The sequence below is a fragment of the Draconibacterium sp. genome (genome assembly GCF_041583095.1).
In the GTDB taxonomy this organism is placed as follows: domain Bacteria; phylum Bacteroidota; class Bacteroidia; order Bacteroidales; family Prolixibacteraceae; genus Draconibacterium.
The window spans coordinates 1-12,267 of sequence record NZ_JBFHGM010000149.1 but is presented as its reverse complement, the minus strand read 5'-3'; the positions used below and the strand labels follow the sequence as shown (position 1 = coordinate 12,267).

Here is a 12,267-nt window from a genome sequence, read left to right as displayed (position 1 = left end):
CTGTCAGTTGCCGTTTTGCTGGGCGGCCTTTTTTCGATGGCTGTATTGATAGTTGGAACTGCTGTAACGGCAGAATTTTCATTTCAGAATCTATCCCTCGCTTTACAGCAAAAAGTAGGACCAGCCGGAAAATACCTGCTTGGCTTTGGCTTATTTGCCGCCGGTTTTACCTCATCGGTAACCGCACCACTGGCCGCAGCCATCACATTAAAAAGCCTTTTCGGAAATAAAAATCCTGAAAAATGGCAGGCAAATTCGTTGAATTTCAAACTGAGCTGGTTGGTGGTTTTGATTTTCGGAATTGGTTTTGCCGTGGTGAATGTGAAGCCCATTCCGGCGATAATCCTGGCGCAGGCATTAAATGGATTTTTGCTGCCATTTGTAAGCATATTCCTTTTCATCGTAATCAACAACAAGGCAATAACCGGAACCAAAACAAATCCTACACTACTGAATGTGCTAATGCTAATTGTAATTTTTGTAACGCTGATCCTCGGTTTGAACAGTGCCACGAAAGCGTTCTACAGTGTATTCTTGCCAACGGTTACTCCGGGGAATGGGGTGCTTTGGGGCATTAGCCTTGTGGCAATGATGATTTCAGCGTGGGTGTGGTTTAAAGGACAAAAGAAGTAACATGGCAAATAAATATTTTCAACTTTTTGTAGACACCGGTGGAACCTTCACCGATTGTATAGGCATTGATGAGACGGGTACAGAATACCGCCAAAAGGTTCTGAGCAGCAGCAGCCTGCGCAGTACTATTGAAAAAGTAATATCGGCAAAGCAATGTGTAATCGCAGATTCCTGGAACTTACATCGCGACATTTTTAAAGGCTTTTCATTTCGATTGCTACAACAAATAACCACCGGGAGTAAAGTTGTTTCGTTTGATGTGCAGCATAATATCCTTCAACTCGAGACTCCGTGTCTTACGCCTGAAATGAAGGGGAGCAACTTTGAACTCACCTCGCACGAGGAAGCTCCGGTTTTGGGGGCACGCCTGATTACCCAAACAGGTTTGAACGAAGCCTTTCCGGATCTGCACCTTAAACTCGGGTCGACAAAAGGGACCAATGCTTTGTTGGAAAACAAGGGTGCCAAAACACTATTTATTGTAACAAAAGGTTTTGCCGACCTGCTGGAAATTGGCAACCAGGCACGCCCTGATATCTTTGCCATGAACGTGGAAAAATCACGGCAACTGACGCATCAAATTATTGAAGTTGACGAACGCATCGACTCAAGTGGAACTATTTTAAAACCACTTGATTTTGATGGCCTCAAAAAAAGGCTAAACGGAATAGATCTTAACGAAATTGAATCGGTTGCGATCGCGCTGATGAACGCCTTTATCAATCCTGAGCACGAGCACCAACTGGCACAACTTCTGAAAGAAATGGGATTCAGATTTATTTCCCAATCAACAGAATTATCTCCGCTAATAAAGCTTTTGAATCGCGCCGAAACGGCGGTCGTTAACGCATACCTCTCTCCCATCATTCATAGCTACGTAAACCGCATTGCTGAAAAAACAGGAAGGAATCTGTTCCAGATTATGACCAGTGCCGGAGGTTTGGTTTCTGCTGATAAATTCCATCCAAAAGACAGTCTTTTGAGTGGCCCGGCCGGAGGAGTGGTTGGTGCACGTGAAATTGGGGGAAAAGAAGGCTACGCTAAACTAATCACTTTTGATATGGGCGGCACCAGTACCGATGTTTCGCGTATCGATGGCGAGTTTGACTACCGCTACGAACTGCAGGTTGGTGATGCCCGAATAAACAGTCCGGCCATTGCCATTGAAACTGTAGCTGCAGGTGGCGGTTCCATTTGCGGTTTTGATGGTTACAAACTTTTTGTTGGCCCCGAAAGTGCCGGTGCGTATCCCGGACCAGCGTGTTACGGTGCCGGAGGACCATTTACCATTACCGACGTAAATTTGCTTTTAAACCGGCTTGACGCCAGTCAATTCGGCATTCCCGTTTTCAGAAATGAAGCAGAGAAACGCCTCGAGGAGCTGCTCAATTCAATGCAAAAGAGCACCGGAAATAAAGCATCAGCCGATACGGTTTTAAACGGTTTTATTGCCATTGCCAACGAAATTATGGCCGGAGCCATTCGGAAAATTTCCATAACAAAAGGTTACGATCCGAAAAACTTTGCACTCGTTGCATTTGGTGGTGCAGGCGGATTGCACACTTGCGACATTGCTGAAATTCTTGGAATAGAAAACATTCTTCTGCCAAAAGATGCAGGGCTGTTAAGCGCCTACGGAATTGGTAATGCAAGTGTTGAACGTTTTGCTGAAAAACAAGTACTGCAGAATTTAAGCGAGGTTGACAATTTGCTTCCCGACTGGTTTAACGAAATTGAAACAGAGGCCACAAAAAAATTACAAAACGAAGGTTTTAATACTGAAAAAATAAGTATACGCCAGCGCATGGTATTTATGCGTTTTGCAGGTCAGGATTCGAGTCTTGAAATTCATTTTTCCGACGTTGAACAATTGGTTGCCGACTTCCACCAACAATACAAAAAAGTTTACGGGCACACGGTTAGCAATCGCACCATTGAGATTGAGGCGATTCGGGTGTTGGCTGCCGTGGAAAATACAGACAAAGAAACGATCACTACAACAAAAACAAGCTTCCTGCCCGAACCGCTGAAAACGACCGACAATGGCATTCCGGTTTTTGTCCGTAACAAGCTGAAAGCTGGAGCACAAATAAAAGGGACTGCGCTTTTCCTCGACAGTTTCTCTACCACTTTCGTTAAAAGTGGTTGGTCATTGGAGTTGCAACATTCAGGAACGGCCATTTTAAAAAGCCAGACCGAAAACCAGCAAGCTGACACAATGCAAAACCGAGAAACCGAACTGGAATTGTTCACCAACCGGTTTATGGCCATTGCCGAAAACATGGGAGCTTTGTTGCAACGCACCTCTTTATCGGTAAACATTAAAGAACGCCTTGATTTTTCGTGTGCCCTGCTCGACAAAGACGGACGCCTGGTAGCTAATGCTCCGCACATACCTGTACATCTGGGTGGACTTGGCGTTTGTGTGCGTGAGCTGATTAAACATTTTGATTTTAAGGAGGGCGACACCATCGTTACCAATCATCCAAAATACGGCGGTTCGCACCTGCCCGATGTTACATTGGTTACGCCGGTTTTTTATGCCGGAGAACGAGTTGGTTTTGTGGTAAACCGGGCGCATCATTCCGAGATTGGCGGGATCAGCCCGGGATCGATGCCACCAAATGCAAAAAACCTGGAGGAAGAGGGCGTGTGTATTGCTCCCTTTTACCTGGTAAAAAATGGACAACCTGATTGGGCCGGAATGCGAAAGATCCTGCTCAACAGCAAATTCCCTACCCGCTCGGTTGAAGAAAATCTGGCTGATTTGAATGCCGCGTTGGCAGCCAATAAAAGTGGTTCTGAAGCCTTGACCGACCTCATCAATAAACACGGAAAAGAAACCGTGCAGAGTTACCTCGATCTGTTGCGCGATCATGCAGCGCAAAAAATGAAAGCCACACTTCAGAAGTTTGAAAATGTTAATTATTCGGCTACAGAATACCTCGACGACGGATCAAAACTACAGGTAAACATTAAGCTTAATGATGGCAACTGTAGCATCGATTTTACCGGCAGTGCGGCCGTACACAAAGGCAACATGAATGCCACCGAGGCAATCGTAAAAAGCGTAAGTATTTATGTGCTCCGGCTGTTGTTGAACGAAACCATACCATTAAACGATGGTCTTTTGGAACCTGTAGATTTTATATTGCCAACCGGATTATTAAACCCTGATTTTGATGATGACGCGGCAAAATGTCCTGCCGTGGTTGGTGGCAATGTGGAAATCAGTCAGCGTTTAACCGACACACTGCTGAAAGCTTTTGGAGTGGTAGCAGCCAGCCAGGGTACCATGAACAACACACTGTTTGGCAACAAGAATTTTGGCTACTACGAAACCATTTGCGGCGGTTGTGGCGCCGGAAAAGGTTTTAACGGGGCCAGCGCTGTTCATCACCACATGACGAATACACGCATTACAGATCCTGAGATAATGGAACACCGCTATCCGGTTCGTGTGGAGGAATTCAGCATCCGTAAAAACTCGGGAGGCAGTGGCAAATGGCACGGTGGCGGTGGCGTGAAACGGGTATTAAAATTCCTGGAGCCGGTAAATCTTTCCGTTCTCACCCAACGCCGGAAATCCGGGCCTTTTGGCTTAAATGGAGGGAGTGACGGAAAACCGGGATGCCAAAAAGTAATTCGTGCCAATGGCGAAGAGATCATTCTTGATTCCATCCAAAATATAAACATGGAGCAAGGCGACACTTTTATAATTGAAACGCCGGGAGGCGGTGGTTATGAAACAGAATAATATTTTAATCAAACTACGATCCCCGAAAATAATTGCCAGTTTGTAGTTTCTCCTCATTCTGATATCTTTACCGCCCGATAAGGGAAAATTTTAAAACTATGGAGACACCGTTTCTGGCGTTGATTATTCTTTTTGTTATCACTCCTCTTGTTGTTATTTATCTTGAAGGCAAGTTTTCGATATTAAAGAAAATTGGCGCCGTACTGATTTGTTACGGGGTTGGTTTAATTATTGGCAACATGGGCGTGCTGCCTCACGGAGCCGAAAAATACCAGAATATGCTTACGGATATTACCATTCCGTTGGCCTTACCTTTGATCCTTTTTTCGGTTGATGTACGTTCGTGGTTTAAAATGGCACGATCGGCATTTTTGGCGCTTATAACCGGATTGATCTCGGTGTTGCTGATTGTAATTATCGGCTTTTTTATTTTCCGAAACGATATTGAAAACATCTGGCAGGTGGCCGGAATGCTGGTAGGTGTGTACACCGGCGGAACACCTAATATGGCCGCCATGAAAACAGCTTTAAATGTTTCGCAGGAGTTGTACATTATGACCCACACCTACGACCTTACGCTTGGTGCTATATACCTGGTTTTTATTCTTTCCATCGGGCAGAAAGTATTTCTGTGGTTTTTGCCGCCTTTTAAACCTGTAAAAACCGAAGACACAGCCGTTGCAGAAATGAATATGGAAGAAGAGTTTGAATCGTACGACGGAATGTTGAAGAAAAAAACCCTAATTCCATTAATCAGTGCATTTGGAATTTCGGTGGCTATTCTGGGTGTGAGTTATGGTATCAGTTTGCTTTTACCTAAAGAATACCAAACAGCTGTTGTTATTCTGCTTATTACCTCGTTTGGAATTGCCTTTTCGTTTGTTCCCAAAATAAAAGCCATAAAAAAGACCTTTCAGCTGGGTATGTACCTCATCCTAATTTTCTGTTTAACCGTTGCCTCCATGGCCGATATCAGCAAATTATCGAACATCTCCTTTTCACTGTTTTACTATGTGGCGTTGGCTGTTTACGGGTCGCACATTATTCACATAGTTCTGGCCCGTATTTTTAAAATTGATGCCGATACGGTCATCATTTCAACCAGCGCCCTTATCTGCTCGCCACCGTTTGTTCCCGTGGTTGCCGGTGCATTAAAAAACCGCCAGGTAATATTAACCGGGCTGGTTGTAGGAATTGCCGGTTATGCCGTTGGAAATTATTTAGGGGTTCTTATTGCTTATCTGCTGAAATAACTTTACAGTTTGCAGTCGCAGCATCCAGTATCCAGAAACCAGGATCAAGTATCAAGTATCACAACTCAGCAAAGTTCTCCCAAATGTCTTCCATCATTTCCCGCGAAACAGTAAGTGCATTGCTGCGCCATTTTTCTGATGGTGGGTAAAACATTTCGTAATAACCAGCCAGTGCTTTTAAACTGTCCTTTTCTGATTTATAACCGTAATGTGCACCCTGATTTTCGGCAATAGAAATGTGTGCCGATTTTACTGCGCCAATTGTTGAACTTGTATTTAAAGTACCAAATTCCAACAACATAGGAATCGATGTTTTATCGGGCAGCAAGTCACCAATGTATTCTACAAACTGTCCAGATACTGTGTAGAAATTATCCGAGTCACCCCAATTGATTGGATAGCCTTTAAATACCCGCTCGGTCTTTGCTTTTAACTCCGGATCATCGATTGGATTCGGAAAAAGATGCAACTCTCCCCGCTCGCCAAAACCGGTATGCAGATCGAGGTTTAATAGAGTAGAATAAGGTGCTGCAATGTCGCTTAATACTTCCGACATAATTGCCACTTGCTGCTCAAAATCGTGGCCACCGAAGTAAATTCCTTCCTGAAATTCGTACTGTCCCTGCGCAAAAGCCTGTAACAATGCCGGCATTCCCTTTCGGGCTATTTGATTAACAGCCGTTACCAGAAAAAATTTGTTGCCCAAGCTATTCATGTTCAACTTCCCTTTTGGCGTAAGCATATCATAAAGTGCCACAAAACCATCGTTTTTGGTTTCAAAAAGCGAAGGGTTGGTACTGTAGTTCCGGTTCAGATCGACATTGTTTTCGGTAAAACGCCGCTGGTTTTTAAAGCCCCAGGCATTTAATCCGTGTACCAGTAAAATTCCGGTATTCTTAAGCATCTCAGGCTTAAAAAATTCGGACATTAGTTGTTGTTGCACCGCACTGCCCACAAAACCTTCAATGCCGTGTGTCCCGGAGCAAATCATCACCAGTTTTTCAGTGGTGTCGCTTGCCGGTATGTAACAAAAATCAATCGTTAAACCCGTGTCGGATTCACTTTCTACCGATCGTGAAAATATCACCACACTATCAAACCGCGTTTTCATGGAATTGGCCTGCGCTCTGAACGCTGCCCGACAATCTTCCCACGAGTTTTGGTAATAGGCCAGTTTGGTTTTGTTGACCGTTACATCGGGATCGGTGGGCGAATAGGAATTAAAACTCACGTAAGCGTAACCCAACACGAATACGACCAAAACAGCAAGAGCTATTCCGGCAACTTTTAGAAATTTCTTCATAATATTTTTTTAGATAACAAACTTCACAAGCCGGTCTTCAATCATTTGTTGTAACTGGCTAAGCAAAGCCTTTTCATGTTTATCGATATAGCCATCTTCGGTGGCAATATTTATAATCTTGTCGTAATCGTCGCGCGTGATCTTATGATCGGCAATGGCTTGTTCTATCATTGCTCTTAAACGAATTGAACTTTCACTTACTTCTTCTATCATTTCATTAAAATTGGTTGTTTTCTTTGGATTAAGCTGGAACTCATCACCAATATTCGGGACTTGTTTCATCAAACTCAGTTCCTTGTGAACATATTTACTAAAAATACAGATTCATCTTACAATTAACAAATACCTTCCACACATCTCTACCCTGTTAGTTTACAATAGAATAAAACTTTCCCTGTTCAAAAACCGAATTCTTAAAAACTATTAAAATCGTACTTTTTCTTCGTTAAGCTCGTACAAATTGTACCTTTGCGCGTTATTTATCACAGAAATGAATTTAAAAACAGACAAAGTTGGCATAATCGGGAGTGGTAGCTGGGCAACAGCTTTGGCGAAAATTCTTTTAGAAAACGTAAACGAGATTAACTGGTATTTTCGTAAGCAATCAACCATTGAAACGTTTAAAAAGAATAAACACAATCCGCGTTATCTGCATGAAGTTGAGTTTGATACTTCAAAAATCAATTTCTGCGACGATATAAATTGCATCATTGCTCATTCCGATATTCTTATAATAGCTGTTCCTTCAGCATTCCTTCCTACCGTGTTGGCCGATGTAAAAGATCTTTCGGGTAAATACATTTTATCGGGAGTTAAGGGAATTGTTACCGACGAAAACCTTTTGGTAGCTGAATATTTGCTAAAATATTTTAATGTCGATCATGATATGATTGGTGTTTTGGCGGGTCCGTGCCATGCCGAAGAAGTTGCGCGCGAAAAGCTGTCGTACCTTACCGTGGCCTGCACCACCGAAGAAAAGGCGATGAAATTTACACAGCTTATAGAATGCGAATATATTTACACTTCGGCATCGGATGATATTTGGGGAACCGAATATGCCGCTGTACTGAAAAACATTATTGCCATTGCCGCCGGTATTGCACACGGGCAACGTTTTGGCGACAATTTTCATGCGGTGCTCGTTTCGCGGGCTATCCAGGAAATAAAACGTTTTGTAGACCAGGTTCATCCAATTGACCGCGACATAAAAGCGCCGGCGTATCTGGGCGACCTGATGGTTACCGCTTACTCGCAATTTAGCCGCAACCGTACTTTCGGATCAATGATTGGAAAAGGTTACTCGGTAAAAGCAGCACAATTGGAATTAAATATGGTTGCCGAAGGTTATTACGCTACAAAATCCATTCACCAAATTAATCAGAATCACCAGGTAGATATGCCGATTTGCGAAGCGGTTTACCAAATTCTTTACGATAAAATTCCTCCACACAAGGTATTTGGCGAGTTAACAAGAAAATTGTGTTAAAACTTTAATAACGAAGGAAACAAGCGGGCTACACGTATTGTCTTCATACCGGTTCTGAATTTCCCCGTGGTAAGAGCTGTCCTCTCAGGCAATTTCTGAGCTACTCATTTAACACCCAATAAATTCCCCGGGCATTCGAACGTTTTTGTTTCAATATCAATGTGATACTGATTAGTTCCAATTCGGCCAATATCCCAAATCCCATGGCGAAATAATAGTAACCAGGAAAAAAACCGATAAAAAACCACAAAATAAATAGCAGGCCATGCAGATAACCGGTGGTTTTAAATGAATAAAGATGGAGACTGGAAAATGTCCCGAACTTATAAATATGAATAATTTGAGACAGCACAAGCAATAGCATAAAAATATACAATAACCATCCGTGAATTTGCAGATCGGGACGTTTAAAGGTAAATAGCCCGGAAAAAGCCAACAGGTAAGTTCCATAATCTGCCAGCGAATCCAAACGGGCACCAAATTTGGTTACCATATTAAATGTTCGCGCAATAAAACCATCCAGAAAATCGGTTAACAGATTAATTGCAATAAAGATGGAAAACAGACTTTCATTTTTCTGAAAAAGGAGCAATAAAACAAAGGGAAAGATAATAAGGCGGTAGGCACTCAATGCATTCGGAATATTATAAATCTTCTCCTTTGCCAAGGCAAGAGTATTTGATGCATGAAGTTAGCACATTTTTTAATTCCTAAGAATGCAAAGTACAGCGAAAAAAAATGCCACCCGTTAAACGAATGGCATTTCAGAAAATTATGGTGAGAATCTTCTTATCTCATTGCTTTCCAGGCGTTGATCAAACCATTGGTTGATGCATCGTGGCCTGTTACTTTTTCGTCGTTGTTCAGTTCCGGCAGAATGGCGTTGGCCAACTGTTTACCCAACTCAACTCCCCACTGATCGAAACTGTAAATATTCCAGATAATTCCCTGAACAAAGATTTTGTGTTCGTACATGGCAATTAACGAACCCAAAACACGTGGTGTTAATTGTTTCACCAAAATCGAGTTGGTTGGGATATTGCCCATGAATATTTTAAACGGTGTTAATGCTTTAATTTCAGCTTCCGATTTTCCGGCAGCTTTTAATTCGGCAACTACCTGATCTTCCGTTTTACCCACCATCATTGCTTCGGTTTGTGCAAAGAAATTGGCCAGTAATTTCGGATGATGATCGCCCACTTTGTTGTGGTTGATTGCCGAAGCGATAAAGTCGCAGGGAATCAGTTTTGTTCCCTGGTGAATCAACTGGTAAAAAGCGTGCTGACCGTTTGTTCCGGGCTCTCCCCAGATAATCGGGCCGGTTTGGTAATCCACTTGTTCGCCTTTACGGTCAACATATTTACCGTTACTTTCCATGTTTCCTTGCTGGAAATAGGCTGAAAAACGGTGCATGTACTGGTCGTATGGAAGAATAGCTTCACTCTCGGCACCGTAAAAATTGTTGTACCAAAGTCCGATCAAGGCCAGAATTACAGGAATATTTTTATCGAAATCAGTTTCGCTGAAATGTTTGTCCATGGTATGAGCACCTTCCAGCAACTCAATGTAGTTGTCGTAACCAATGCCAAGCATAATGCTTAAACCAATGGCCGACCACAATGAGTAACGTCCACCTACCCAGTTCCAGAAACGGAACATATTTGCGGTGTCGATACCAAAAGCTGAAACTGCTTCGGCGTTTGTTGAAACAGCAACAAAGTGTTTGGCTACATTCTCCAAATCTTTTGCCGACTCCAGGAACCAGTCTTTAGCCGTGTTGGCATTGGTCATGGTTTCTTGCGTGGTAAAAGTTTTCGAAGCCACAATAAACATCGTCGTTTCCGGATCAACTTCTTTTAGTGTTTCGGCAATGTGCGTTCCGTCAACATTCGATACAAAATGCAGTTTCAAATGGTTTTTGTAAGGTTTTAACGCTTCGGTAACCATTAACGGACCAAGATCCGAACCGCCAATACCAATGTTTACAATATCGGTAATTGCCTTTCCCGTGTACCCTTTCCACTCGCCCGAAATCACTTTTTCGGTAAAACCTTTCATTTGGTCGAGCACAGCATTTACTTCGGGCATTACATCTTCGCCGTCAACAACGATTGGTGTGTTGCTGCGGTTGCGTAACGCCACATGAAGTACTGCACGGTCTTCGGTCGCATTAATTTTCTGGCCCGAAAACATGGCCGAAATCGCTTCTTTTAAACCACACTCTTCAGCCAGCTCCAGCAATGCTTCTTTCACCTCATCGTTAACAATGTTTTTCGAGAAGTCGAGCAGGATATCTTCAAATTTCAGTGAGTACTTTTCAAACCTGTCAGCATCGGCTGCAAACAGATCTTTCATATGCGTGCCTTCAAACTCGAAATATAGCTCTTCCAGTTTTTGCCAGGCTTTGGTTTCAATAGGATTAATTTTAGGTAACATATTTTTGTTTTAAGCAGGAAGACCGAAGCCTGAAGTTTTCTTCAAACCTGATGCTGCAGCCGTCCGATAGTTAATATTCTAAATTGTAGTGTTCACTCAGTACGAGCGTACCACTAATATCTCTTTACAAAGATAATTGATTCTGAAGATTGCAGCTGAAACTTTCGGGAAGGTTAATGTTGGGTTAAGAAAAAATATGTACTCGTGTAAATTAATGCATTTTCGGCCGCCACATGGCAACAACAAGGGCTGCGGTGGCCATAATTAATCCGGTGAAAACCAAACGACAGCAAAGCATGTTACTCCAATGCTCAAATCTTGCATAAGAACCAATACCTGCCAAAATAAAAGCAGCTGCTAAAAAAGAAATTAATACTATTTTTCGGGTCTTCGACATTTTGCTGGTTTTAACATTAAACGCAACAAAGCTATAAACAACGAATATTTATCCAAAGTTTTCATTTTAAAGATTGCAGAATATAATTGATTTGTAATATTTTTTACCATTTGAAGATTGGAATTTTACGATTTGATATACCGGTTTACTTTTTGCATTGATTTTCTATCTTTACCACCTCTTCCGGAGAGGAATTAAATTGTAATTATAACGCCGGAAATACAACACAATTATTAGGAATGAAACAAGTATCGATAATAGTCGCCCGGAGAGAATTATTACAATCGATACCGATTCCGTACTTTACCTTTAAAAGTTATCAATTTTGACCGTATGAAAACAGCCACATTTAAGGGATACCTGCTGGCCCTTGTTGCCACCGTTGCGTTCTCAAACGTTTACATTTTTAGTAAGGCTGCGTTAAATGAAATTCACTTAACGCAATTTGGTATTTACTGGTGTGGTTTTGGGATGCTCTTTAGTTTACTTTTTGCATTAAAAAACAAAAAGCTGGGTCAGTTAAAGGTTCTCGATAAAAGGCAACGCCGTATACTTTTGCTACTCGGCATTCTTGAAATACTCACAACCACTTCGTTTTTTATATCTATAAATATTATCCCCGACCCTTCCGTTACATCGTTTATCGGCAATCTTTTCCCGGTAATGGTTACTTTGGGTGGTATCGTGCTGCTGAAAGAAAAATTTGGTTGGGTAGAAGTTATTGGTGCATCGTTGGCGCTAATTGGCACCTTTGTTATCAGTTATTCGGGTGGTACAAGTTTAAAAACGCTGTTTATTGCCGGCACCGGCGTGGTAGTAATTAATGCGCTATTTGCCACCACCGCTACACTAATTGTAAAAGTGCATGTAAAAAATATAAGCCCTGAGCTTTTTAATCTGAACCGCTATACCTGGCTTTTCGCATTTTCGCTTATCGCATTTTTTATCTATAGCCCCGAAGCCAGCATATCATCCAGGGCTCTTGCCAACGTATCCATTGGT

At 42.3% G+C, this 12,267-nt stretch carries 10 protein-coding genes; 5 read left to right on the top strand and 5 right to left on the bottom strand.

The window, feature by feature from the left end; genetic code table 11:
- The 3 genes from ABZB17_RS14075 to ABZB17_RS14065 all read left to right on the top strand — a co-directional run.
- The coding region (locus ABZB17_RS14075) for a divalent metal cation transporter (protein WP_372650973.1) at positions 1-633 on the top strand (633 nt) is incomplete at its 5' end.
- 1 nt (position 634) lies between these two features.
- Positions 635-4,390 carry a hydantoinase B/oxoprolinase family protein gene (locus ABZB17_RS14070; protein WP_372650972.1) on the top strand — a complete coding sequence of 1,252 codons (3,756 nt, stop codon included), beginning with the start codon at positions 635-637 and terminating at the stop codon, positions 4,388-4,390.
- Positions 4,391-4,488: 98 nt separating this feature from the next.
- On the top strand, positions 4,489-5,643 hold the full coding sequence (locus ABZB17_RS14065; RefSeq protein WP_372650971.1) for a DUF819 domain-containing protein: 1,155 nt from the start codon (positions 4,489-4,491) through the stop codon (positions 5,641-5,643).
- Positions 5,644-5,701: 58 nt separating this feature from the next.
- On the opposite strand, the gene ABZB17_RS14060 is transcribed toward ABZB17_RS14065, so the two are convergent.
- Both ABZB17_RS14060 and ABZB17_RS14055 read right to left on the bottom strand, forming a co-directional pair.
- Positions 5,702-6,946 carry a M14 family metallopeptidase gene (locus ABZB17_RS14060; RefSeq protein ID WP_372650970.1) on the bottom strand — a complete coding sequence of 415 codons (1,245 nt, stop codon included), beginning with the start codon at positions 6,944-6,946 and terminating at the stop codon, positions 5,702-5,704.
- Positions 6,947-6,955: 9 nt separating this feature from the next.
- Positions 6,956-7,228 carry a hypothetical protein gene (locus tag ABZB17_RS14055; RefSeq protein WP_372650969.1) on the bottom strand — a complete coding sequence of 91 codons (273 nt, stop codon included), beginning with the start codon at positions 7,226-7,228 and terminating at the stop codon, positions 6,956-6,958.
- 208 nt (positions 7,229-7,436) lie between these two features.
- Between ABZB17_RS14055 and ABZB17_RS14050 the strand changes: the two genes are divergently transcribed.
- Positions 7,437-8,432, top strand: a complete 996-nt coding sequence (locus ABZB17_RS14050) for an NAD(P)H-dependent glycerol-3-phosphate dehydrogenase (RefSeq protein WP_372650968.1) — start codon at positions 7,437-7,439, stop codon at positions 8,430-8,432.
- A 100-nt stretch (positions 8,433-8,532) separates the two neighbouring features.
- On the opposite strand, the gene ABZB17_RS14045 is transcribed toward ABZB17_RS14050, so the two are convergent.
- The 3 genes from ABZB17_RS14045 to ABZB17_RS14035 form a co-directional block, all read right to left on the bottom strand.
- A complete protein-coding gene (locus ABZB17_RS14045) occupies positions 8,533-9,099 on the bottom strand; it encodes a CDP-alcohol phosphatidyltransferase family protein (RefSeq protein ID WP_372650967.1) in 567 nt (188 codons plus the stop codon).
- 122 nt (positions 9,100-9,221) lie between these two features.
- On the bottom strand, positions 9,222-10,868 hold the full coding sequence (gene pgi / locus ABZB17_RS14040; RefSeq protein WP_372650966.1) for a glucose-6-phosphate isomerase: 1,647 nt from the start codon (positions 10,866-10,868) through the stop codon (positions 9,222-9,224).
- 211 nt (positions 10,869-11,079) lie between these two features.
- A complete protein-coding gene (locus ABZB17_RS14035) occupies positions 11,080-11,265 on the bottom strand; it encodes a hypothetical protein (protein WP_303923290.1) in 186 nt (61 codons plus the stop codon).
- 333 nt (positions 11,266-11,598) lie between these two features.
- Between ABZB17_RS14035 and ABZB17_RS14030 the strand changes: the two genes are divergently transcribed.
- Positions 11,599-12,267: DMT family transporter (locus ABZB17_RS14030; RefSeq protein ID WP_372650965.1), on the top strand; the 669-nt coding region annotated here is incomplete at its 3' end.